Here is a 22,950-nt window from a genome sequence, read left to right on the forward strand (position 1 = left end):
CCGCAACGGCGTTTAGATCTCTTGGTGGGGGAGGAGGAGTTGAATGAGCGCAGGCCGCAGCCCGCCTCCGTGTCCCGCGCGCCTGCCGGCGAAACGCCGCAGGAGCGCCAGGCCCGCCTGCTGCGTGAGGCCGAGGAGCAGCGGATGCGCGCGCTGGAGGAAGCGCGTCACCGCGAGGACGCCGAGCGCGCCCGCGCCGCCGAGGAAGCGCGCCGCGAGGCCGAGCGCCGTGCCGAGGAGAAGCGTGCCGCCGAAGCCGCGCCCCAGCCGGAGCCCGCTCCCGAGCCGACGCCTGCGGCGGTCGAGACGCCCGCCCCGGCACCGGTCGAGGCCACGCAGGCTGAGCCCGAGGTCCCCAAGGCTGCCGAGCCGGCGCCCGTCGCCGCGGAGCCCGCCCCTGCCCCGACACCGGCAGCCGCGCCGCGTCCGGCCGCACCGGCGCCCGCACGCGCTGCCCCGACGCCGACGCCTCCGCCGGTCCTGGAGCTCGGCCGCGACCCGTCGATGCCGGCACCGCGCCGCTTCTCGCCGGTCGCCCGGCCCGAGATCCCCAAGCCGCAGCCCAAGCCGGTCGAGCAGCCCGCTGCCAAGCCGGCGGCGCAGCCCGCCGCCGCGTCCGCTTCCGCGTCGCCGTCGTCGGGCACGACGCAGCCGCGCAGCCTGCCTTCGGGTCAGGCCACGCCGCGCAGCGCGCCGCCGGCGCGTCCGCAGCAGCGCGACCGCAAGGGGGACGAGCGTCGCGGCGGCAAGCTGACCGTCAACCGTGCGCTCAACGAGGACGGTGCCCGCGCCCGTTCGCTCGCCGCGCTCAAGCGCGCGCGTGAAAAGGAGAAGCGCGGCTTCGGCGGCCCGCGCGAGCCGCAGGCCAAGCAGGTCCGCGATGTGCAGGTGCCCGAGGCGATCACCGTGCAGGAGCTCGCCAACCGCATGGCCGAGCGCGGCGCCGATCTGGTCAAGGCGCTGTTCAAGATGGGCATGCCCGTCACCATGACGCAGACCATCGACCAGGATACCGCCGAGCTGCTGGTGACCGAGTTCGGCCACAACATCGTCCGCGTCTCCGATTCGGACATCGATCTCGCGCTCGACACCGCCCCGGATGCGGAAGCGGACCTCAAGCCGCGTCCGCCGGTGGTGACGATCATGGGCCATGTCGATCACGGCAAGACCAGCCTGCTGGACGCGCTGCGCGGCACGGACGTGGTGCGCGGTGAGGCCGGCGGCATCACCCAGCACATCGGCGCCTATCAGGTGACGCTGAAGGACAAGTCGAAGATCACCTTCCTCGACACGCCGGGTCACGAGGCGTTCACCGCCATGCGCGCGCGCGGTGCGGACGTGACCGACATCGTGGTGCTGGTGGTGGCGGCCGACGACGGGCTGATGCCGCAGACGATCGAGGCGATCAACCACACCAAGGCGGCCGGCAAGCCGATGATCGTGGCGATCAACAAGGTCGACAAGCATGATGCCAATCCACAGCGGGTGCGCGAGCGCCTGCTCTCGGAGGACGTGCAGGTCGAGAGCATGGGCGGCGACGTCCAGGACGTCGAGGTCTCCGCGCTCAAGAAGACCGGTCTCGACGATCTGATCGAGAAGATCCAGCTCCAGGCTGAGCTGCTGGAACTGCGCGCCAACCCCGATCGCGATGCCGAGGGCAGCGTGATCGAGGCCAAGCTGGACAAGGGCCGCGGCCCGGTCGCGACGGTGCTGGTCACCCGCGGCACGCTCAAGGTCGGCGACGTGTTCGTGGTCGGCGCGGAAAGCGGCAAGGTCCGCGCGCTGGTCGACGACAAGGGGCGCCAGCTCAAGAAGGCCGATCCGTCGATGCCGGTGGAGATCCTCGGCATCTCGGGCGTGCCTTCCGCGGGCGACCAGCTCCAGGTGGTCGAGAACGAGGCGCGTGCGCGCGAAGTTGCCGAATATCGCCAGGGCGTGCTCACCCAGAAGCGGACCACCACCGCCCCCGCCAGCCTGGAGAGCATGTTCTCCGCGCTCGCGGCGAACCAGGCCAAGGAATATCCGCTGGTCGTCAAGGCGGATACGCAGGGCACGGTCGAGGCGATCGTCGCGTCGATCAACAAGATCTCGACCGATCTGATCAAGGCGCGGGTGCTTCACTCGGGCGTGGGCGGGATCACCGAGAGCGACGTGACGCTGGCGGGTGCCAGCGGTGCGCCGATCATCGGCTTCCATGTCCGCCCCAATGCCAAGGCCCGCGAGATCGCCGACCGGCAGAAGGTGGCGCTGAAATATTACGACGTCATCTACGACCTGATCGACGAGATTCGCGCCGGCATGGCGGGCGAGCTCGGGCCCGAGGCGTTCGAGACGGTGGTCGGTCGCGCCGAGATCCGCGAGGTCTTCTCCGCGGGCAAGACCGGCAAGGCCGCGGGTCTGCTGGTGGTCGAGGGCGCGATCCGCAAGGCGCTCAAGGCCCGTATCACGCGCAACGACGTCATCATCTACAACGGCGAGATCAACAGTCTTCGCCGCTTCAAGGATGACGTGGCGGAAGTGCGCGCGGGTCTGGAATGCGGTGTGACGTTCACCCAGAACTTCACCGACATCCGCCCGGGCGACTTCCTGGAGACCTTTGAGGTCGAGCTGCGCGAACGGACGCTGTAATCTTCGTCCCTCTCCCCTTGTGGGAGAGGGAGGGAGCTGCCGAAGGCAGCGGAAGGGTGAGGGCTCTTCCGCCGGGCTTCATACCCCCTCACCCTCCCACTCGGCGTCGCCGAGCGGGCCCCTCCCTCTCCCACAAGGGGAGAGGGGTCACGGAGGTGCCATGACCACCCAGCCCGAGAAATCCGTCCGCACCTTGCGCGTCGGCGAGCAGGTGCGCCACGTGTTGTCGGAGATCCTCCAGCGCGGCGACGTGCATGACGACACGCTGGCGAGTCACCTCGTCAGCATCACCGAGGTGCGCATGTCGCCCGACCTGCGCCACGCCACCGTGTTCGTGAAGCCGCTGCTCGGCCGGGACGAGGAGGCGGTGCTCAAGGCGCTGCGCACCAACACCGCCTATCTCCAGCGCGAGGTCGCCACCCGCGTGAAGATGAAATATGCCGCCCGGCTGAAGTTCCTGGCGGACGAGAGCTTCGACGAGGGCAGCCATATCGATGCGCTGCTGCGCCGGCCGGAGGTGGCGCGGGACCTTGACGGAGAGTGAGGTAAGACGGATCTTACCGGAATGAATGCTTGTACGAAGATGTCCGGCAAAGGGCAGGTTGTCGTTCCCAGCGACGTACGGCAGCGGCTTGGCTGGGGCGCTGGTGACGAATTGGAAGTCATTGAGGGTTCCGACTACGTCACGCTTCGCAGGCCGAGGGCTAAGGGTCTGTCGGTGCAGGAAGCGGTCGCCCGGTTCCGCGCGCTTTACCAGCATGAAGGTCCCCCAATCCCAGTGGAGCAGCTCGGATGGACGGCTGACGTGGATGATGACCTCGCGTGAGAGCGGTGGATACGAACGTGCTGGCGCGATTGCTGCTGGCCGACGATCCGGTGCAGCATGCCATCGCCGTCACGATCAGCGAAAAGCCCATCTGGATCACGTCAACGGTCTGGCTCGAACTCGGCTGGCTGCTCGGAAAGAAGCTAAAGGTTCCTCGCCACGTCATCTCCGACATGTTCACCGCGCTGCTCTCGACGAACACAGTCAACACGAGTGACGAGGACGGTCTGCGGTGGGCGATCGATCGGTTTCGTGCGGGTGCCGATTGGGGTGACATGATGCATCTGATCATGGCTCGGGATGTCGCCGAAACCTTCGCGACCTTCGATCGCGGGATCGCGTCGGCTGCCTCTGGCGATGCCCCGCTGTCCGTCGAGACACTGGCCTGATGGCCAAGCTCTACTTCTACTACGCCAGCATGAACGCGGGGAAATCCACCGCTTTGCTCCAGGCGGACTTCAACTATCGCGAACGGGGGATGGCGACGATGCTGTTCACTGCCGCGGTGGACGACCGGTTCGAGGCGGGGACGATCGCGTCGCGGATCGGCCTCACCGCGGCCGCGACGATGTTCGACGCGGGGACCGACATCGCGCATGCGGTGCTGGCGCGAAACGAGGTGCTGGCGATCTCCTGCGTTCTGGTGGACGAGGCGCAATTCCTGTCGGCCACGCAGGTCGATCAGCTCGCCCGGCTCGCGGACGCGCACGATATCCCCGTGCTCGCCTACGGCCTGCGCACCGACTTCCGCGGCCAGCTGTTCGAGGGCGCGGCGCGGCTGCTGGCGCTGGCCGACGCGCTGGTGGAGATCAAGTCGGTGTGCACCTGCGGGCGCAAGGCGACGATGAACCTGCGCGTCGATGCCGAAGGCCATGCGGTGCGCGAGGGGATGCAGACCGAGATCGGTGGCAACGACCGCTATCTCGCGCTCTGCCGCCGCCACTTCACCGAAGCGATGGAGGGCCGGCGGCCGGGTGCCGCGCCTTCTCCGCGCCTGACCGACGATCCCGACCCGCCGGTCTCCTTCCCATCGGCGCTGGAGTGAGCGACTAAAGGTGCCGCGTCTCCGCCGGCGTCTTGTCCCAGGCGTCGTGCAGCCCGTCCATATAGTGGACCGGCGCCGCCACCAGCGTCTCCACCGGCAGATCGTCGAGCGCGGCGAGGTGGACCGAGACGAACGGCTCGCCGCCCATCGCCTCGATCCGGCCGTGGCCGTGCGTGGCGATGCCGCAGGTCCGGCAGAAATGCTGGTGCGTCTCGCCCCACTCGCCGGACTTGCCGTAATCGGCCAGCGCATCGGCGCCGGTGAGCAGGCGGAAATCGGCGGGGCCAAGCTGGCCCGCGTTCCACATCCGTTGCTTCCAGCAGAAGGTGCAATTGCACTTGGCCGTGCCCGCATCGAGGTCGATGTCCGCCTCGAACGTCACCGCCTTGCAATGGCAGCTGCCGTGGTAGGTCTGCTTCATGCGCCTCTCTCCTGCTGGCGGAGGATATCGCGGCATCCTATGTCGGCGGCATGACTCCCGACAATGTCGTCTATCGCGCCGCGGTGTGGATCATCCCGCTGGTGATCGCGATCGTCTTCCACGAGGTCGCGCACGGCTGGGTCGCGCGGATGCTGGGGGACCGCACCGCGCACGACCAGCGCCGGCTGAGCCTCAACCCGCTGCGCCATGTCGATCCGGTCGGCACCGTCCTGCTGCCGATGGCGCTGGCGCTCGCCAAGGCGCCGGTGTTCGGCTGGGCGAAGCCGGTGCCGGTCAACCCCAATCGCCTGCGCAACCCGCGCTTCGGGATGATGGCGGTGGCGATCGCCGGGCCGATCACCAATCTTCTGCTCGCGCTGGTGGCGGCGGTGCTGCTCGGGCTCAGCTGGGCGCCGCTGGGCGGGGACGATGCCGGCGGGCTCGCCGCCTTCTGGTTCGAGAACCTGTTCAACTTCCTGTCGATCAACATCTTCCTGGCACTGTTCAACCTGCTGCCGCTGCCGCCGTTCGATGGCGGGCACATCGTCCAAGGCCTCCTGCCGCGCCCGCTTGCCGCACGCTGGGCAGGGATGGCGCGCTATGCCTTTCCGGTGGTGATCCTGCTGCTGGTGTTCCTGCCGATGCTGGTGCCGGGCGCGAACATCGTCCAGCGGCTGGTCGTCCCGCCATTCAAGGCGGTGCGCGCCGGCTATCTCGCCATCGCTGCCGCGATCGGCGGCTGACGCATGCACGGCTGGATCATCCTCGACAAGCCGCTCGGGCTCGGCTCCACCCAGGGCGTCAGCGCGGTCAAGCGGGCGCTGCGCGATGGCGGCTATGGCCGGTTCAAGGTGGGCCATGGCGGCACGCTCGACCCGCTCGCCACCGGCGTGCTGCCGGTAGCGCTGGGCGAGGCGACCAAGCTCGCCGGGCGCATGCTCGACAGCGACAAGGTCTATGACTTCACCATCCACTTCGGCGAGCAGACCGACACGCTCGACGCCGAGGGCAAGGTGATCGCGACCAGCGATGTCCGCCCCACCCTCGCTCAGCTGGAGGCGGTGCTGCCGCGCTTCACCGGCGCGATCGAGCAGGTGCCGCCGGCCTATTCGGCGCTCAAGGTGGATGGTGCGCGGGCCTATGATCTTGCGCGCGCCGGGGAGGAGGTGGTGCTCGCGACACGGGCGGTGACGGTGTTCACGCTCACCTTGTCCTCCCCTGCAAGGGGAGGTGGCGCGCGCAGCGCGACGGAGGGGAGCGACAGGCCGAACGCGCCCCGCGCGTTCTCGGACTGTCGGGGACGGTCCGACCTGTCGCTCCCTCTCGATAGCGCGACACCCCTCCGTCAGCCCTTTGGGCTGCCGCCTCCCCTTGCAGGGGAGGGATTAGACGAAACCACCCTCACCGCGCACGTCTCGAAGGGCACCTATATCCGCTCTCTTGCCCGTGACATCGCCCGCGCGCTCGGCACCGTTGGCCATGTCACCATGCTCCGCCGCACGAAAGCCGGCCCGTTCACCCTCGCCCCGGCCATTTCGCTGGACATTCTGGCCGAACACGCTAAGGCGCGCACCCTTGAACAGTTGATCCTGCCATTGAGGGCGGGGCTGGACGACATCCCGGCTCTATCCCTCACCCCCGACCAGGCAGGGGCGCTCCGCCAAGGGCGCGTTCTGGCCGGGATCGCCGCCGACGATGGCCAATACTTCGCGTGTTCGGGCGATCTGCCCGTGGCGCTGGTGGAGGTCCAGGCCCGCGAGATGCGGGTGGTCCGCGGCTTCAACCTGTGAACCGATGTCGAAGGAAATAGAATGTCGATCACCGCAGAACGCCGCCAGGAAGTCATCAAGGAGCATGCGCGCGCCGAAGGCGACACCGGCTCCACCGAGGTTCAGGTCGCGATCCTCACCGAGCGCATCCGCAACCTGACCGAGCACTTCAAGGGCCACGCCAAGGACAATCACTCACGGCGCGGCCTGCTGATGATGGTCAACAAGCGTCGCTCGCTGCTCGACTATCTCCGCAAGCAGGATGGCGACCGCTATCTTGCCCTCATCGCGAAGCTGGGTCTTCGCAAGTGACACAAGGGGCGGCCCGACGGGTCGCCCCTTTTGTCATCCCGGACGGCGATCCGGGATCCAGCAAACTTCGGTGCGGGAGCACCGTCCAGCGCTGCGAGACTGGGGCCCGGCCTTCGCCGGGGAAGCGAAACGGGAGACGGACAATCCGGTCCTGATCCTTGAGCCGCTACCGGCTCAACACGAAGGCCCTCCGCGCATCGGGCACGGGGAGTGAAGGAAACATCATGTTCGACAAGAAAACCGTAAGCATCGAGTGGGGCGGAAAGACCCTCACCCTCGAAACGGGCAAGGTCGCCCGCCAGGCCGACGGCGCGGTGATCGCGACGCTCGGCGAAACCGTTGTCCTCTGCGCGGTGACCGCCGCCAAGACCGTGAAGGAAGGGCAGGACTTCTTCCCGCTCACCGTCCACTACCAGGAGAAGTTCTCCTCCTCCGGCCGCATCCCCGGCGGCTTCTTCAAGCGCGAGCGCGGTGCCACCGAGCGCGAGACCTTGGTCAGCCGCCTGATCGACCGTCCGCTCCGCCCGCTGTTCCCCGAAGGCTTCTACAATGAAATCAACTGCATCGCGCAGGTGATGAGCTATGACGGCGAGAACGAGCCGGACCTGCTGGCGATGGTCGCCGCTTCCGCCGCGATGACTTTGTCGGGCGTGCCCTTCATGGGTCCGATCGGCGCCGCGCGCGTCGGCTACAAGGACGGAGAGTATCAGCTCAACCCGTCCGACGCCGAGGTCGCCACCGGCGAGCTCGACCTGATGGTCGCCGCCACCCACGATGCGGTGATGATGGTCGAGTCCGAAGCCAAGGAACTGTCCGAGGACGTGATGCTGGGCGCGGTGATGTTCGCGCACAAGGCGTCGCAGCAGGTGATCGACGCGATCATCCAGCTCGCCGAGAAGGCCGCCAAGGAGCCCTGGGAGCTCAAGACCGGTGCGGATCTCAGCGCCTACAAGGCCAAGCTCAAGAAACTGATCGGTGCCGATCTCGCCGCCGCCTACAAGATCACGTCGAAGGCCGATCGCCAGAATGCGATCAACGAAGCGCGCACCAAGGCGCGCGACGCGTTCGAGGACCTCAAGCACGAGAACCCGGCCGAGTATCTCGGCACGCTCAAGCTGGTGAAGAAGCTGGAGGCGGAGATCGTCCGCACCCAGATCCTCAAGGAGGGCGTGCGCATCGACGGCCGCGACACCAAGACGGTGCGCCCGATCGAGGCCGAGGTCCACTTCCTGCCGCGCGCACACGGCTCGGCGCTGTTCACTCGCGGCGAGACCCAGACGATCGCCACCACCACGCTCGGCACCCGCGACGCCGAGCAGATGATCGACGGGCTCAACGGCCTCTCCTACCAGCATTTCATGCTGCACTATAACTTCCCGCCCTATTCGGTCGGCGAAGTGGGCCGCTTCGGCGCGCCCGGCCGTCGCGAGATCGGCCACGGCAAGCTCGCCTGGCGCGCGCTGCACCCGGTGCTGCCGACCAAGGAGGAATTCCCCTACACCATCCGCGTCACGTCGGACATCACCGAGAGCAACGGCTCCTCGTCGATGGCGACGGTGTGCGGCGGCTCGCTCAGCCTCATGGACGCGGGCGTGCCGCTGAAGCGCCCGGTGTCGGGCATCGCCATGGGCCTGATCCTGGAGGGCAAGGACTTTGCGGTTCTGTCCGACATCCTGGGTGACGAGGATCACCTGGGCGACATGGACTTCAAGGTCGCCGGCACGTCCGAGGGCATCACCAGCCTTCAGATGGACATCAAGATCGCCGGCATCACCGAGGAGATCATGAAGGTCGCGCTGGCGCAGGCGCACGAGGGCCGCGCGCACATCCTGGCCGAGATGGCCAAGGCGCTGGGCGAGACCCGCACCGAGCTGTCGGCGCACGCGCCGCGGATCGAGACCTTCACCATCGACAAGTCGAAGATCCGTGAAGTGATCGGCACCGGCGGCAAGGTGATCCGCGAGATCGTCGCCACCACCGGCGCCAAGGTCGACATCGACGACGAGGGCGTGATCAAGGTCTCGTCGTCCGACCATTCGCAGATCGAGGCGGCGATCAAGTGGATCAAGGGCCTGGTCGAGGAGGCCGAGGTCGGCAAGATCTACGACGGCAAGGTCGTCAATATCGTCGATTTCGGCGCGTTCGTGAACTTCATGGGTGGCAAGGACGGCCTCGTCCACGTCTCCGAGATGAAGAACGAGCGGGTCGAGAAGCCGACCGACGTCGTGTCGGAGGGCCAGGCGGTGAAGGTCAAGGTCCTCGAGATCGATCCGCGCGGCAAGGTGCGCCTGTCGATGCGCGTCGTCGACCAGGAGACCGGCGCCGAGCTGGAGGACACCCGCCCGAAGCGCGAGCCGCGTGAAGGCGGCGACCGCGGTGACCGTGGCCCGCGCGGCGGCGGCGATCGTGGCGGCGACCGCCGTCGCGGCGGCGGCGACCGTGGCCCGCGTGGTGGTGGCGACCGTGGTGGTGATCGCGGCCCGCGCCGCGAGCGCTCCGAGGGCGGCAATGACGCCAATGACGATCGGGGGCCCGCGCCCGAGTTCGCCCCCGCCTTCCTGACCGGCGATCGCGACTGATCCTCACGAAGCGATACTGACGGAACGGCCCTCGGCAGCGATGCCGGGGGCCGTTTCGCCTCAGCGGAGCCTTTTCCGGTTGGCCCCCAACTCTTAAGCAACCAGCGCCTCACCCGATCGAATGAGGCGGCGCCCGTCTGTTCGGCGCAGCATCTGCGGAGGGGGCGTGACACATCGGAGCTGGGAACGGGACAAGGATGCGATCTGCCACGCGGTGGCGGGGCGCCAGCTCCCGTTCAAGATCGTCCTGAAGACGAAGAATGAACGGCTGTTCCTGCGGCGCTGGGTGGAGCATCATCTGCGGATCGTCGGCCCCGAGGGGCTGCTGGTCTTCGACAATGGCAGCGACGATCCCGAGGTGCTGGCCTATCTGGACGAAATCGCGCCGACGATCGCCGTCTATAGCTTCGCTGCCATGCACAACACCATCAACTACGGCACCGGTCCGTTCGCCGACCTGTACGCGGCGCTGCGCGCCTCGTGCGACCGTTATATGTTTCTGGATACGGACGAATATCTGTACTGGGCGAACGAAGACGGCAGCTACGCCGACGATGCCGCGATCACACAGGCGCTTGGGCGCACCGACCAGCCGGTCATCCCCGGCATCTGGGCCAGCAACCATCCCGGCGAGGACCGCGTGCTGAAGTTTACCTTTCACGGAAGGCGGATCCCGCAGGGCATTCGCATGGGCAAGCCGGCGGTGTCATCCGCGCTCACCCCGGTTGCGTCGATGGCACATACGTGCCGGTTGCCGGAGGAAGCCCTCCGCCACGCCTCGATCGGCAATCTGGTGGTCGCACACCTGAACGCTTTGTCCGTCGAGCAGCGGATTCTGGTCAATATCGAGAAGCTGCGCAGCTACAACGGTCGCAGCCGCGTTCTTGAACGCGCGGGACTGGAGCCGGGCCCGATCACCCGCGACACGCTGATGGCGCTCGATCCCGAGCGGCTGTCGGCTGGCCCCGCCAGGGCCTATCTGCGGCAGATGCAAGATCTTGTGCGGAAGGGCAACTTCGGCAAGTCGGGCACAGCGCCAGCGGTGACGTTCCGCGACGGCGAGATGACCTTCATGAACCAGCGCGAGCGCCAAGAGGTGCTCCGCTTCCTGCGAAACCCCGCGCCGACGATCGCGGCCGCCCTCGCCGAATGATGGTCCGCCCGGGCGGCCGGGACCCTGCGCGGCTCAGTTCCGGTAGCTCGGGTCGATCCGGTCGAGCTTGCGCAGCAGCGCCGGCCAGGCGAGCTTCTGCGCCAGCATGCCCATCCCCTTGGGGTTGGACTGACCGGCCACCTTGTCCTCCACGCCCTGCGGAGGATTGTTGAGGTTCTCGCGGCCCGCGGAGAGCATCAGCACTTGCGCCTCGCAGGCGCGCTCCAGGAAGTAGAGCCGCAGGAAGCAGGCGGCCACGCTGTCGCCCACCGCCAGCGTGCCGTGGTTGCGCAGGATCATCACGCTCTTGGTGCCGATGTCCTGCACCAGCCGCTCGCGCTCCTCCAGATCGGTCGCGATGCCCTCATAATCGTGATAGGCGACGTCGTGTCCGGCGATCATTGCGGTCTGGGTGTGCGGCAGCAGGCCGAATTCCATTGCGGAAACGGCCTGACCATGCGGCGTGTGGAGGTGCATCACCGCCGCCGCGTCCTCGCGCGCCATATGCAGCGCGGAATGGATCGTAAAGCCGGCAGGATTGACCGGGTGCGTGGTGGGGCCGACCGGCTGGCCATGGACGTCGATCTTGACCAGGCTGGACGCCGTGATCTCCTCGAACATCATGTCATAGGGGTTGATCAGGAAATGGTGCTCGGGCCCCGGCACCCGGGCGGACAGATGGGTGAAGATCAGATCGTCCCACCCGTATAGCGCAACCAGCCGGTAGGCGGCGGCGAGATCGACCCGCGCCTCCCACTCGCCGGGAGCGTAATTGTCCTGTTCGATCGCCGCGGTCGCCATCTCGCCTCTCCGTTGCTGTTTGCGACGGAGTTTAGCGTAACCTGACGCTGAGCGCCATCACCCCTCCCCCCCTGCCCCGTTCGTGCTGAGCGAAGTCGAAGCACAAGCCCAGCGTTTGCGCGTAGCCTTCGACTTCGCTCAGGCCGAACGGAGGTGGCAAGGCTCAGAACCGCCAGCCCACGCCCAGCAGCGCCTGGTGCCGGTCCACGCCATCGCCATATGCGGTGTAGCGATATTCTGCCTTGGCATAGGCATGCTCGCCCAGCATCTGCTCGACGCCTGCGCCCAGCCGCACGCCGTCATCGTCGTCAGACGCGCGGACGGTGCCGCCGGCCTGGGTGACGCGCACCTCGGCCTTGCTGTTCGCCCAGCCGGCTTTGGCATAGACCAGGGTGCGCGGCGCAACGAGATAGCCGAGACGCAGCGCGGCATCGATGTCGCGGCCGTTGGACAGGCGATAGCGCGCGGTGCCGATGGTGCCGCGGGTATCGTCGGCGACGCTCCAGCCGATCCCTGCCTCGATACCCGCGATCAGCCGCGGCGCCAGCGCGATATCATATCCGGCGGCGAGGCCCAGGTGGATGCCGTCCACCGTGTCGACCGTTTCGGGCAGATCCTCGCTGTGGACCGCATCATAGCCGGTATTGGCCTCGATGCGCGGGCCGGTGAAGCTGTGCGCGGCGCATGGCGCTGCGGCGAACAGGATGGCGGGCGCGGCTGCGGCGAGCAGGCGGGGTGCGGTGATCATGTTGAGTTCCTTCCTGAAATCGTCTGTGTCTCGCCGTAGCGGCGTGGCCCCCGGCTATGCGGGGGCGCAGCGATCGTCAGCCGGTGCGCGACCGGGCCGGCGGCGCGGCGACGAACCGCGCAGCGCACCGCGACGGATGCGACGAAAAAGACGAGAGTGCAGGAAAGTGGGGAGCTTCTGTTGCTCGGTGCTCCCCGTACCGCCGGAATCCGCTTCTGTTGCCCGGTGCGGCCCAACCGCGCTATCTTGGAGTAACTTCAGGCCGTTAGGCCCTCAGTTACGCCGCAATCGCGAGTGCTTCGTTATCGTTGGCACTTGTGTAATGGACCGTTGCGGTGGCCCATTCCGAACGAAGACAGCGCCTTTCAATACACGTCGATCCTGGTTCGGCCCCGTCAGAGACCCCCGCCTACGCGGGGGCATATGGTGGAGCCGCCGGGTACTGCCCCCGGGTCCGCTGCATCTATTCTACGCCGCGTTTATCGCCATAGCCGGCCGAGACCGGCACAAAGGCATATAGTGTAGCGGATTAAGCGGTGCAAACGCCTTTCGCTCGCCACATTGGCGCGCCATATGCGCTGGCATGCTGACCCAGCGTTCCCGCTACGCGCTCCGCGCGATGCTGTACCTTGCCGAGATCCCGCCGGGCAGCCCGCCGACCCCGATGAACCGGATCGCGCAGGAGGCAAACGTCCCGCGCAAGTTCCTGGAGCTGATCCTCGCCGATCTGCGCGATGCGAACCTGCTGCACAGCACCCGCGGCAAGATGGGCGGCTACACGCTGTCGCGCGCCGACCACCTGATCTCGCTGGGCGACATCATCCGCGTGATCGAGGGGCCGCTGGCGTTGGTCCCCTGCGTCAGCCGCACCGCCTATCGTCCGTGCAAGGACTGCCACGACGAGGCGACCTGCGCGATCCGCCTGGCGATGATGCGCGTCCGCGACGAGACCGCGCGCATCCTGGACGGCACCAGCCTGGCGGAGGCCGCGGCGAAGGAACTGGCGGCGGCCTGAGGGCGGCCTGCCGCACCCTACATCCGTTCGTGCTGAGCCCTTCGACTGCCTGCAAAGGCAGGCGCTCAGGACAGGCTTTGGCGCTTCGCGCCGAAGTCGAAGCACAAGCGCGACGGTCGCGCATACCCTTCGACTTCGCTCAGGGCGAACGGAGGTGGTGCAGGATTACCCAAACCTGCGGTGGTTAAGCCAGCGGTCGCGCCTTCAGCTCGTCCCTGATCTCGCGCAGCAGCACGATGTCCGCCGGATCGGCCGCCGGCGGCGCATCGCCCTTTGCCTTCTCATGCGCGGCCAGCGCCAGCAGCTTGTTCACCGCGCGCACCAGCATGAAGATGATGAAGGCGACGATCAGGAAGTTCACCGCCTGGGTGATGAACGCGCCATAGCCGAGCAGCGGCACCCCCGCCTTCTTGAGCGCGGCATAATCGCTGGAACCGACCAGATTGGCAGGCACCGGCCCCAACGCGACGAAATAGCTGGAGAAATCCAGCCCGCCGAAGATCTTGCCGATGATCGGCATCAGCACGTCCTCGGTCAGCGAGGTGACGATCTTGCCGAAGGCGGCGCCGATGATCACCGCCACGGCGAGATCGAGCACGTTGCCGCGCATGATGAACGCTTTGAATTCCTTGAGCATGCCGCCTCCCTTGCGATGGTTGACGAAGATTAATCGCTTCCGCCCCCTTCGCCAAGCGCTCGCACTGTCCTACATGGGTGACACAGACCCCTTGGAGGATCCCGATGCTTCGACCCGTCGCCGCCGCTACCCTCGCCGTCGCGCTTGCCGGCTGCGGCATCAACAGCGTTCCCACTGCCGACGAGGCGGTGAAGGCGCAGTGGGCGAACGTGCAGAACCAGTATCAGCGCCGCGCCGACCTGATCCCCAATCTCGTCGCCACGGTGAAGGGCGCCGGCGCGCAGGAGAAGGAGATCCTCACCGAGGTGACCCAGGCCCGCGCCTCCGCCAGCCAAGTCCGCGTCTCGCCCGAGCAGCTCGACGATCCGCAGGCCATGGCGAACTACCAGCGCGCACAGACCGGGCTGACCATGTCGCTCCAGCGGCTCCAGGAGGCTTATCCGGAGCTGCGCAGCCAGGGCAATTACGTCACGCTGATGAGCCAGCTGGAAGGCACCGAGAACCGGATCGGCGTGGAGCGCGGCAAATATAACGAGGCGGTGCAGGCCTATAACACCCGCATCCGCACCTTCCCCGACGCGATCGGCGCGCGCATCTTCTACGGCGCCAAGCCCAAGGTGCCGTTCGAGGCGACCACGCCGGGTGCCGAGACCGCACCGAAGGTGGATTTCGGCGGCTGACGCAGTCGTGACACGCCCCCTCCCGTCACCCCGGCCCCGTGCCGGGGTCCACCGCGCCGCGCCCACGCCGGCCGCGGTTCGTGCGGCACGGTGGATGCCGGAACAGGTCCGGCATGAAGGATGGTGGCTGGCGCTGCTGGCGCTGTTCTTCGCCGTGCTCGCCCTCCCGGCGGCGGCGCAGACCTTCCCCAAATATACCGGCCTCGTCGTCGACGCCGCCAACGTCCTCCCGCCCGCGGTGGAACAGGACCTCACCGCCAAGCTGGAGGCCTTGCAGAAGGACACCAAGCGCCAGCTGGTGGTCGTCACCGTGCCCGACACCCAGGGCGAGGCGCTGGAGGTCTATGCCAACAAGCTCGCCCGCTCCTGGGGCGTCGGCCTGCGCGACATCGACAATGGCGCGGTGCTGCTGATCGCGCCCGGCAATCCCGCGGGCCAGCGCGGGCCGCGCATCGAGGTCGGTTACGGGCTCGAACCCGTGCTCACCGATGCATTGTCCAGCGTGATCATCCGCCAGCGCATGATGCCGCTGATCCGCCAGGACGTGCCGGGCGCGGTCACCGCCGGCGCGGACGCGATCATCCAGCAGTTGCGCGCCACGCCCGAGGAGGCGCAGGCGCGCCAGGACGCCGCCATCAAGGAGTTCGACCGCACCCACACGCGCGGCCGGGCGAGCGGCGGCGGCGGCGCCGGCGCGATGGTGGTTGGGATCATGATCCTCGGCTTCGTGATCCTCGCCTTTTCCCGCCGCAGCTACGGTCGCAGCGGCGTACGCGGCGGCGGCCGGCGCTATCGTGGCGATAACGACAGCGGGCTCGGCTCGGTCATCCTGTGGTCGATCGCCAATGAGGTCGCCAGCAGCGCCTTCCGCAACAGCGGACGCGGCGGGTGGGGCGGCGGGGGCGGCGGCTCCGGTTGGGGCGGCGGCGGTGGCGGCAGCGACGGCTCATGGGGCGGCGGCGGCTTCACCGGCGGCGGCGGCGGCGATTTCGGCGGCGGCGGCGCCTCGGGGGACTGGTGATGCGGCTGACCGAACAGGACCATGCCAAGGTCACCGCCGCGGTGGCGGAAGCGGAGCTGCGCTCGTCGGGCGAGATCGTCACGGTGGTCGCGCGCCGCTCGGACAATTACAACGATGTCGCCGCGCACGCCGGCGTGTTCGCGGCGATGCTGGTGCTCGCCCTCCTCGCGATCTTTCCGGGCATCGCCTTGTGGATCGACACGCATCTGCACGATCCCTGGGCCGAGCACCCCTCGCCGGCCGCCTTGTTCACCATCGCCTTCGTCGCCGCCGCGCTCGCCTTCCTGCTCGGCCGCTACGCGCTCGCGCATGACGGGCTGCGCATCGCTTTCACCCCCCGGGCGACCCGCGCGCGCCGCGTCCGCGCCCGCGCGCTCACCCTGTTCCGCTCGGCGGTCGAGCAGCGCACCGTGGAGCACACCGGCGTGCTCCTCTACCTCAGCCTCGACGAGCATCGCGCCGAGCTGATCGCCGATCGTGGCATCCACGGGAAGGTGCCGCCCGAGACCTGGGGCGCGGCGATGGCGGCGCTGGTCGCCGCGGTGAAGGACGGCCGCGCCGGCGACGGCATGGCGGAGGCGGTGCGCCAGGTCGGCGACGTCCTCGCCCAGCATTTCCCGCGCGCCGCCGACGATGCCAACGAACTCCCCGACAGGCTGATCGAACTATGAGCGACCACGAGGCCCCCCTTGAGACGATGTGGGAGGGCCGCTTCCTCAAGGCGATGCGCCGCGGCCGCTGGGAATATGCCAGCCGCACCCGCGGCATCGAGGCGGCGGTGATCCTGGCGGTCGACGCCGAGGACCATGTCCTGCTGGTCGAGCAATATCGCGTGCCGCTCGGCCGCCGCTGCCTGGAGCTGCCCGCCGGACTGATCGGCGACGAGGAGGAGGGCGAGGCGATCGAGACCGCCGCCGCGCGCGAGCTGGAGGAGGAGACCGGCTATCGTGCTGTGCGGATCGAGCCGCTCGGCAAGTTCCACGCCTCGCCCGGCATGGTCAGCGAAGGCTTCACGCTGGTCCGCGCGCATGGCCTGACGAAGGTGAACGACGGCGGGGGCGCCGGCGACGAGGACATCACCGTCCACTGCATCCCCTTGGCGCAGGTGCCGGACTTCGTCGCGGCCAAGCGGGCCGAAGGAGTCGCCATGGACGTCAAGATGCTGCTGCTGCTGGCGCCTGCGCTACTCTGAGCGCTTATCGCTCCTTGTACGTCACCCAGTTCGCCGGGCACGTCTCGACCGGCTTGGGCCGGCTCTGTATGCCGTCGATGGTCCAGCATTCGTCGAATATCGAGCAATAGCAGGACCGCACCTGTACCTTCCAACGCTCGGTCTCCAGCCGGGGAAGCAGCCTCGCATTGGCAGGCACGTCGGCAAGCTCCATGAAGGCAATGCTTTCTCCGGGACGCAGCACCACGTCCGTGGGCGGCGCGGTGGTGAGCTGCATCCGCTCACCGCGGTGATAGCCACAGCAGGCCTCCAGAAGCTCGCGTGGTCCGCGCATCACCTTTCCCCTGTAGCGCAGCTCGATCGGGCCGAGCAGCGCCGGTCCCACGCCATTGTTCTGCAAGGTCAGGTTGATGCGGTGCTTGCCGTCGGGCGTATAGTTGCTGGTGCCATAGGCCACGAACGGCCAGGCCGCCGCCTGCTGCATGCGCTGCGTCGCCTGCGCCTGGACGTAGGTGCCGTAGGCGACGATCAGCGAGATGATCAGCGTCGGCGCGCCAACCGCAAGGTGCCCGATCGCCATCCACGGCAGCAGCCGCAGGAACCGGGACGGACCGGCCGAACTCCCCGCCTGCGATTCGAGCTTCTGCAACCGTTGCTCGAGCTCTTCGTCCATCGCCGCTCCCCTTCGCGACATGCAGCGTAGCGCCTGCGGCAGGCCCGGTCGAACGCTTGTCGCCCATCGGTCGCGCCGCGGCACGACCAGTCCGACAAGCTGCTGATTTCGCACCATAAGTAGCGATTTGGCCGCTTTTGACCGGAGCGGCCGCCTGCATCATCCCGCTGCCACAGCAAGGAGGGCATGATGACCGAGACACCGAACCGGCCCGTGAAGACGCGGGACATCCACAACCACCACATGGACTCGACCGCGTGGGACGAGTTCGACTTCCGTGACGACGATATCATCATCGCCACCTACGCCAAGTCCGGCACCACCTGGACCCAGCAGATCGTCGGCCAGCTCCTTTCCAACGGCGACCCGACGCTGCCGGTCGCGGATCGCTCGCCCTGGGTGGACATGCGCATCCCCGGCAAGGCGATGCTGCTGCCGATGCTCGCGCGCCAGCGCGAGCGGCGCTTTCTCAAGACCCATTTGCCGGTCGACGCGCTCGTGTTCAGCCGCCGGGCCAAGTACATCTATGTCGCGCGCGACGGGCGTGACGTGGTGTGGAGCCTGCACAACCACCATGCCTCGTTCACGCCCGAGGCGCTGGCGATGATCAACGACACGCCCGGCCGCATCGGCCCGGCGCTCGAAGCCGCCGATCCCGACATCCGCCGCTACTGGCACCGTTGGCTGTGCGAGGATGGCGCACCCTTCTGGTCGTTCTGGGAGAATGTGCGCAGCTGGTGGGCGATCCGCCAGCTGCCCAACGTGCTGATGCTCCATTACGAGGACCTGAAGCGCGATCTTCCGGGCGAGATGCGTCGCGTCGCCGCCTTCCTCGACATCGCGGTCGACGAGGCGCGCTTCCCCGCCATAGTGGAGCATTGCACCTTCGACTGGATGCGCGCGCATGGCGACACGGTGGTGCCGCTGGGCGGCGCAATCTGGCGCGACGGCGCGAACAGTTTCCTCAACCGCGGCACCAACGGCCGGTGGCGAGATGTGCTCACCACTGGCGAGGCGCGCGCCTATGAGGCGCTGGCGCTGGCGGAACTGGGCCCGGCCTGTGCCGAATGGTTGGCTAACGGCGCGGGCGAGCGGCGGGCGGCGGCGTGATCTAGGCCCGCCGCCACCACCACACGCCGTCGCGCGTCTCGCGCACCGCCCTGCCCGTCACCTCCAGGTGGCGCAGGTGCGCGAGCGCCTCGCCGGTCGCCATGCCGATCACGTCGGGGCCGATCGGCCGGCGGAACAGCTTGGGGAAACAGTCGACGCCGCGCCGCGGCTCGTCCATGAAGTCGACCAGCGCATCCAGCCGGTCGCGATGCTCGCGGTCGAGCGCATCGAGGCGGGCGTGAAGGCCGTAGAACGGATCGCCATGGCCGGGCAGCACCAGCAGGTCGTCCGGCAGCCGCTTGAACTTGGCGATCGACTCCAGCCATTCGCCCAGCGGGTCCTCCCCGGGCTGGCTCATGTGCAGCGACACGTTGGAGCTGATCTTGGGCAGCACCTGGTCACCCGCGATCAGGATGCGGCGATCGTGATCGACCAGGCAGGCGTGCTCCGGACTGTGGCCCGCACCGGTGATCACCTGCCAGTCGGCATCGCCGATGCGCAGCGTCTCGCCATCCCGGATGCGGGTGTAGGTGATCGGGAAGCGCGAGATCATCTTGCCGAAGTTGGACCAGCCCGCGCCCGCGCCGCGCGCGATCTGCGCCTCGTCCCACCCCGCGCCGCGCCAGAAGGCGAGCTGCTCGTCGGGCACCTCGGGCCGCGCGTCGGAGGAGAGCATGCGCACCATCAGCCATTCGGTGCGCGTCATCAGCAGGTCTGCGTCGAACCTGCGGCACAGCCAGCCGGCAAGCCCGATATGGTCGGGATGCATGTGCGTCCCCAGCACCCGCCCGATCCGCCTGCCCGCAAGCGGCCCGTCCAGGATCGTCCGCCATGCTTCTGTGGAGCGCGGGCTCGCCGTGCCGGTATCGATGGCAAGAAGATCGTCGCCATCGTCCAGGATCAGCCCGTTGACGTGTTTCAGCGGCCCCGACATCGGCACCCGCCACCACCGTATGCCCGGCGCGATCGTCAGCAGCTCGCCCGGCTCCGGGCTACGCTCGCCGAAGGGGAAGGTGAGCCCGGCGTGGCTGGTCGGCACCAGCCCCTCGTCCCCGATCAGCGCGCGTTGCAGGTTGGTCATGCGACGAAGCGTAGCAGCGCCCCGCCGCTGCGGTCACGCGCGAAATTGAAGCGAACGGCTTAGCTGAGCTCAGCCGCGATACTTGTCTCCGCGCGCCTGCCGTTGCGCAGCCACCTTGGCCGCCTCGCGCTTATAGACGATCCAGCCGAATATGCCGATCGCAAGCCCGACAAAGCCCGGCGCCGCTTCGGCGATCCACGATGGCACGGGCATCCTATTTCTCCGAAACGAGCCGTCCCAAGAACTCCCATCCGAGCCACGACAGGAAAACACCCGCCAGCAAGGGTGGGAGCAGACTGATCTTCCACTCCGAACTAAAGTAGAAGTCGGCGAGCGCGTATGCAACCAATCCACTGCCGAGGCGGGTCAGATTGGTCGACCAGGACTTTGCACGCTCGTTCTGAATGAGAATAGACGAATCCGACATCCCGCAAGCCTAGCATGCGTCACGCCCTCGTCACCCGCCGATCCGGTCCTTCGGCACATGCGTGATCCGGCAGGCGAGGTCCGCCTCGCCGCTGGCCACCACCCAATGATCCCCGCCATCCGCAATGCCGGTGGTGAAGACGACATTGTCGAGGTACATCTGGGCTTTCAGCGGCTCGGTTAGCGCCGGGTTCGGCTCCAGCAGTGGCGCATGGTCCGTCGCCACGGTGACGCTGGGATCGTCGCGGTCGAGCAGCGACCAATAGGTGCGGTAGATACCCACCACGCCCGAGGGCTCCACCCCGTGCCACAGGGTCAGCCAGCCCCGATCGGTGAGCACCGGGGGCGATCCACCGCCCATTCGTGCGGTCGCCACCGTCGCCGCATGCGGGCGAATGCCGGCGCGGTCGAGCGGCTTCCAGTGCAGCGCGTCGGGCGAGGTGGCGAGGTTGATCGACGGCCCTGCCCGCCATTCGCTGCCCGGCGGATAAGCGAAGTAGAGGTCGCCGAGCGGCCGCGTCTGTGCCCAGAACCTGCCCTCCGGCTTGCCCTCGAAGATCAGCATGTCCTTGTTCTGATGGTCGAGGACGATCCCCTCCAGCTGCCAGTCGAGCGCATCGTCGCTGGTGTAGAGCGTGGTCGAGTGCCGCTCCGGGCTCACCGAGCAGGTGGTCATGTAATAGCGGCCGTCCACCCGGCTGATCCGCGCATCCTCGACGCCATAACATTGGTAGGAGGCGCGCGGCGCGATCGCGCGGTCGTAGTGGACCTGCTCGACCTCGCGACCCTCAGGATCGAGCTCCACCGGCAGCAGCCACGACAGCGAGGTCAGCGCCATCACCTTCCAGCCGCCGCCGCGCATCAGGAACTTGCGCGGATCGGCGGTGTCGACGAGCTGGAGCGGCCAGGGATCGAGGTGGTACGCGCCGTCATCCCAGCGGATCGCGCGCACATGGCCGTCCCGGATCGGCTGCCGCAGCGCCTCGGCGACGCGGACCATCAGCAGCAGGTTGCCGTTCGGCAGCCGCGTCATCCCCGGATTGAACGCGCCCAGGACATAGGTCTCCTCCCCGACATGACCGGCGAGCGGCGAGCGCGAGAGATCGACATTGTCGGGTGTGAAGATGAGATGGTCGAGGGAGAACGTCACTCGCTCACTCCGCCGTCTGGGCTCGGGGGACAATGGTCAGCTGCTGCACCACCGTGCGCGAAGGCTGAGTGAGCAGATAATGAACGCCGACCGCGATGTCCTGCGCGCGCAGCGTCTCCTCCTTCGCCACCTTCTCCTTCTGCTCGGCGTCGGACACGTCGGGCTTCGGGAAATCCGCCTTGGTCTTGCCGGGCTCGACCAGCGAGACGCGGATGCGATCGTCGCCGAGCTCGCGGCGCAGCGCCTCGGAGAAGCCGGCGATCCCCGCCTTGATCCCGGCATAAACGGTGGAGCCGGGCCCCAGGACATGCGCGCTCATCGATCCGATCAGCACGATGTCGCCGTGTTCGATCCGCTGTGACGCGTGCTTGGCGCCGAGCAGATAGGCGGTGAAGTCGACCGCGATCGCCTCGCGGATCTCGGCCTCGCTCATGTCGGTCAGGCCTTCCGCCGGCACCGCGGCGTTCATCACCGCGATGTCGAGCCCGCCCAGCGCCTCGGCGGCGGCATCGAACAGTCGCCCGGTCGCCTCGGGATCGACGAGATCGATGCTGATCCCGTCGCCCTCGCCCACCGCGCGGATCGCCGCCAGTGCGTCCTCCAGATGCTGCGGATCGCGCCCGCAGACGAACACACGCGCGCCCTCGCTGGCGAGCAGCACCGCGATCGCCCGGCCGATGCCGGTGGTGCCGCCGGTGATCAGCGCACGGCGGCCCTTCACGCTGGTGACGGGGGTGTGGGCGGCGGATCGGATGTCGGTCATGGGCGCTCCCGCGGGGTTCGCGCCTCCAAGCGTCTCAGGAAGTGGCGGGTTCCGCCGCCCTGATCGCCTTGGCCAGCAGCCGCTCGATCGGCCCCTCCAGGGCCGGCTCGGTCAAGGTTGGCGCATGTCCGACCCGCGGCACGGTGGCGAGTTCGGCGTCGCCCAGCGCGCTCACCATGCGTTCGGCGATTGCGGCGGAGAGGATGTCGGACCGCTCGCCGCGCGTCACCAGCACCGGCACCTGCCGCAGCGCCGCCAGCGCGCGCCACATATCCGGCCCCGCCTCGTTCCCCGGCACCCGGAAGGGTTCGGCGATGCGCAGGTCATAGTCGAGCACGACGCGGCCGGCGCTGTTCAGCCGGTAGAGCCGCTTGGCCATCGCCAGCCAGTCCTCAATCCCATAATCGGGATAGACGTCGGCATTGCCCTCCTGCACGCAGCGCGCGGCGTGCATCCAAGTCGGCCAGGTGGAGGACCGGCCGACATAGCCGCGGATGCGCGCCAGCCCCGCCGGCTCTATCTCCGGTCCGACATCGTTGAGCAAGGCGCCCGCCACAACGCCCTGGTGCATGCCCGCGAGCAGCATGGTGACGATCCCGCCCAGCGAGGTGCCGATCGCCACGAACCGCTCGATCCCGAACGCGCGCAGCATCGCCTCCACGTCCTGGACGTAGGAGAGCGGGACGTAGCTCATCGGGTCCTTGGCATAGCCGCTCTCGCCCCGCCCGCGCAGGTCCACCGCGATCACCCGGAAGCGCGGGGAGAGCCGCTCGGCCAAAGCGGCATAGTCGCGCGCGTTGCGGGTCAGGCCGGGCAGGCACACCAGCGGCAGCGGCGCCTCGCCCGGATAGTCGCGCGCGTGGAGGCGCAACCCGTCGGGCGACCACCAGATCCTGTCTTCATACGTCGCCATGGTTGCGCCTCATCTACAGGCGGCCCCA

General features: G+C 68.1%; 26 protein-coding genes and 1 other RNA gene. 16 read left to right on the forward strand and 11 right to left on the reverse strand.

What is annotated here, in order from left to right:
- The first annotated feature begins 69 nt into the window (after positions 1-69).
- From infB to ACFDTH_RS08695, 5 genes are all read left to right on the forward strand, one after another.
- Positions 70-2,628 (forward strand): translation initiation factor IF-2, encoded by a 2,559-nt coding sequence (gene infB, locus ACFDTH_RS08675; RefSeq protein ID WP_375287136.1) that lies wholly within the window; start codon positions 70-72, stop codon positions 2,626-2,628.
- 160 nt (positions 2,629-2,788) lie between these two features.
- On the forward strand, positions 2,789-3,172 hold the full coding sequence (gene rbfA / locus ACFDTH_RS08680) for a 30S ribosome-binding factor RbfA (RefSeq protein WP_375287137.1): 384 nt from the start codon (positions 2,789-2,791) through the stop codon (positions 3,170-3,172).
- A gap of 39 nt (positions 3,173-3,211) precedes the next feature.
- Positions 3,212-3,454 carry an AbrB/MazE/SpoVT family DNA-binding domain-containing protein gene (locus ACFDTH_RS08685; protein ID WP_375287168.1) on the forward strand — a complete coding sequence of 81 codons (243 nt, stop codon included), beginning with the start codon at positions 3,212-3,214 and terminating at the stop codon, positions 3,452-3,454.
- A 5-nt stretch (positions 3,455-3,459) separates the two neighbouring features.
- Positions 3,460-3,843 (forward strand): type II toxin-antitoxin system VapC family toxin, encoded by a 384-nt coding sequence (locus ACFDTH_RS08690; protein ID WP_375287138.1) that lies wholly within the window; start codon positions 3,460-3,462, stop codon positions 3,841-3,843.
- The gene (locus tag ACFDTH_RS08695; RefSeq protein ID WP_375287139.1) at positions 3,843-4,499 is read left to right on the forward strand and encodes a thymidine kinase; all 657 of its coding nucleotides are present in this window, start codon (positions 3,843-3,845) and stop codon (positions 4,497-4,499) included. The genes ACFDTH_RS08690 and ACFDTH_RS08695 overlap by 1 nt, the downstream gene beginning before the upstream one ends.
- A 4-nt stretch (positions 4,500-4,503) precedes the next feature.
- On the opposite strand, the gene ACFDTH_RS08700 is transcribed toward ACFDTH_RS08695, so the two are convergent.
- Positions 4,504-4,920 carry a GFA family protein gene (locus ACFDTH_RS08700; RefSeq protein WP_375287140.1) on the reverse strand — a complete coding sequence of 139 codons (417 nt, stop codon included), beginning with the start codon at positions 4,918-4,920 and terminating at the stop codon, positions 4,504-4,506.
- A gap of 50 nt (positions 4,921-4,970) precedes the next feature.
- On the opposite strand from ACFDTH_RS08700, the gene ACFDTH_RS08705 reads away from it, so the two are divergent.
- From ACFDTH_RS08705 to ACFDTH_RS08725, 5 genes are all read left to right on the forward strand, one after another.
- Positions 4,971-5,663 carry a site-2 protease family protein gene (locus ACFDTH_RS08705; RefSeq protein ID WP_375287141.1) on the forward strand — a complete coding sequence of 231 codons (693 nt, stop codon included), beginning with the start codon at positions 4,971-4,973 and terminating at the stop codon, positions 5,661-5,663.
- Positions 5,664-5,666: 3 nt separating this feature from the next.
- On the forward strand, positions 5,667-6,710 hold the full coding sequence (gene truB / locus ACFDTH_RS08710; RefSeq protein WP_375287142.1) for a tRNA pseudouridine(55) synthase TruB: 1,044 nt from the start codon (positions 5,667-5,669) through the stop codon (positions 6,708-6,710).
- Between the two features lie 21 nt (positions 6,711-6,731).
- Positions 6,732-7,001 (forward strand): 30S ribosomal protein S15, encoded by a 270-nt coding sequence (gene rpsO, locus ACFDTH_RS08715; RefSeq protein ID WP_375287143.1) that lies wholly within the window; start codon positions 6,732-6,734, stop codon positions 6,999-7,001.
- A 224-nt stretch (positions 7,002-7,225) separates the two neighbouring features.
- Positions 7,226-9,580, forward strand: coding sequence for a polyribonucleotide nucleotidyltransferase (gene pnp, locus ACFDTH_RS08720; RefSeq protein ID WP_375287144.1), 2,355 nt, complete (start codon positions 7,226-7,228; stop codon positions 9,578-9,580).
- A gap of 166 nt (positions 9,581-9,746) precedes the next feature.
- Complete coding sequence (locus ACFDTH_RS08725; protein ID WP_375287145.1) at positions 9,747-10,733, forward strand: glycosyltransferase family 2 protein; 987 nt, start codon at positions 9,747-9,749, stop codon at positions 10,731-10,733.
- 33 nt (positions 10,734-10,766) lie between these two features.
- Here the strand turns inward: ACFDTH_RS08725 and ACFDTH_RS08730 are convergent, their stop codons facing one another.
- The 3 genes from ACFDTH_RS08730 to ssrA form a co-directional block, all read right to left on the reverse strand.
- A complete protein-coding gene (locus tag ACFDTH_RS08730; protein WP_375287146.1) occupies positions 10,767-11,534 on the reverse strand; it encodes a class II aldolase/adducin family protein in 768 nt (255 codons plus the stop codon).
- Between the two features lie 163 nt (positions 11,535-11,697).
- Entirely contained in the window at positions 11,698-12,282 is a 585-nt protein-coding gene (locus ACFDTH_RS08735) for an outer membrane protein (protein ID WP_375287147.1), read from the reverse strand.
- Between the two features lie 165 nt (positions 12,283-12,447).
- Positions 12,448-12,828: a transfer-messenger RNA gene (gene ssrA / locus ACFDTH_RS08740) on the reverse strand.
- A 37-nt stretch (positions 12,829-12,865) separates the two neighbouring features.
- Between ssrA and ACFDTH_RS08745 the strand changes: the two genes are divergently transcribed.
- Positions 12,866-13,297 carry an RrF2 family transcriptional regulator gene (locus ACFDTH_RS08745; protein WP_375287148.1) on the forward strand — a complete coding sequence of 144 codons (432 nt, stop codon included), beginning with the start codon at positions 12,866-12,868 and terminating at the stop codon, positions 13,295-13,297.
- Positions 13,298-13,481: 184 nt separating this feature from the next.
- Here the strand turns inward: ACFDTH_RS08745 and mscL are convergent, their stop codons facing one another.
- Positions 13,482-13,934 (reverse strand): large conductance mechanosensitive channel protein MscL, encoded by a 453-nt coding sequence (gene mscL / locus ACFDTH_RS08750; protein WP_375287149.1) that lies wholly within the window; start codon positions 13,932-13,934, stop codon positions 13,482-13,484.
- Positions 13,935-14,038: 104 nt separating this feature from the next.
- On the opposite strand from mscL, the gene ACFDTH_RS08755 reads away from it, so the two are divergent.
- The 4 genes from ACFDTH_RS08755 (at position 14,039) to ACFDTH_RS08770 (ending at position 16,827) form a co-directional block, all read left to right on the forward strand.
- The gene (locus ACFDTH_RS08755) at positions 14,039-14,614 is read left to right on the forward strand and encodes a LemA family protein (RefSeq protein ID WP_375287150.1); all 576 of its coding nucleotides are present in this window, start codon (positions 14,039-14,041) and stop codon (positions 14,612-14,614) included.
- A gap of 94 nt (positions 14,615-14,708) precedes the next feature.
- The gene (locus tag ACFDTH_RS08760) at positions 14,709-15,635 is read left to right on the forward strand and encodes a TPM domain-containing protein (RefSeq protein ID WP_375287151.1); all 927 of its coding nucleotides are present in this window, start codon (positions 14,709-14,711) and stop codon (positions 15,633-15,635) included.
- On the forward strand, positions 15,635-16,306 hold the full coding sequence (locus ACFDTH_RS08765; RefSeq protein ID WP_375287152.1) for a TPM domain-containing protein: 672 nt from the start codon (positions 15,635-15,637) through the stop codon (positions 16,304-16,306). Before ACFDTH_RS08760 ends, ACFDTH_RS08765 begins: the two co-directional genes overlap by 1 nt.
- Positions 16,303-16,827, forward strand: a complete 525-nt coding sequence (locus tag ACFDTH_RS08770) for an NUDIX hydrolase (protein ID WP_375287153.1) — start codon at positions 16,303-16,305, stop codon at positions 16,825-16,827. The genes ACFDTH_RS08765 and ACFDTH_RS08770 overlap by 4 nt, the downstream gene beginning before the upstream one ends.
- Before the next feature lie 4 nt (positions 16,828-16,831).
- Here ACFDTH_RS08770 and ACFDTH_RS08775 read toward each other — a convergent pair whose 3' ends face one another.
- The gene (locus ACFDTH_RS08775; RefSeq protein ID WP_375287154.1) at positions 16,832-17,479 is read right to left on the reverse strand and encodes a hypothetical protein; all 648 of its coding nucleotides are present in this window, start codon (positions 17,477-17,479) and stop codon (positions 16,832-16,834) included.
- A 189-nt stretch (positions 17,480-17,668) separates the two neighbouring features.
- On the opposite strand from ACFDTH_RS08775, the gene ACFDTH_RS08780 reads away from it, so the two are divergent.
- The gene (locus tag ACFDTH_RS08780; protein ID WP_375287155.1) at positions 17,669-18,589 is read left to right on the forward strand and encodes a sulfotransferase domain-containing protein; all 921 of its coding nucleotides are present in this window, start codon (positions 17,669-17,671) and stop codon (positions 18,587-18,589) included.
- Position 18,590: 1 nt separating this feature from the next.
- On the opposite strand, the gene ACFDTH_RS08785 is transcribed toward ACFDTH_RS08780, so the two are convergent.
- From ACFDTH_RS08785 to ACFDTH_RS08805, 5 genes are all read right to left on the reverse strand, one after another.
- Positions 18,591-19,670, reverse strand: coding sequence for an MBL fold metallo-hydrolase (locus tag ACFDTH_RS08785; protein WP_375287156.1), 1,080 nt, complete (start codon positions 19,668-19,670; stop codon positions 18,591-18,593).
- Positions 19,671-19,739: 69 nt separating this feature from the next.
- Complete coding sequence (locus tag ACFDTH_RS08790; protein ID WP_375287157.1) at positions 19,740-19,883, reverse strand: hypothetical protein; 144 nt, start codon at positions 19,881-19,883, stop codon at positions 19,740-19,742.
- A gap of 244 nt (positions 19,884-20,127) precedes the next feature.
- Positions 20,128-21,246 (reverse strand): glycosidase, encoded by a 1,119-nt coding sequence (locus ACFDTH_RS08795; protein WP_375287158.1) that lies wholly within the window; start codon positions 21,244-21,246, stop codon positions 20,128-20,130.
- Between the two features lie 4 nt (positions 21,247-21,250).
- Positions 21,251-22,009, reverse strand: coding sequence for an SDR family oxidoreductase (locus tag ACFDTH_RS08800; protein WP_375287159.1), 759 nt, complete (start codon positions 22,007-22,009; stop codon positions 21,251-21,253).
- A gap of 34 nt (positions 22,010-22,043) precedes the next feature.
- Positions 22,044-22,922, reverse strand: a complete 879-nt coding sequence (locus tag ACFDTH_RS08805) for an alpha/beta fold hydrolase (protein WP_375287160.1) — start codon at positions 22,920-22,922, stop codon at positions 22,044-22,046.
- Between the last annotated feature and the right edge of the window lie 28 nt (positions 22,923-22,950).

It is taken from the genome of Sphingomonas sp., assembly GCF_042096255.1.
Taxonomy (GTDB): domain Bacteria; phylum Pseudomonadota; class Alphaproteobacteria; order Sphingomonadales; family Sphingomonadaceae; genus Sphingomonas.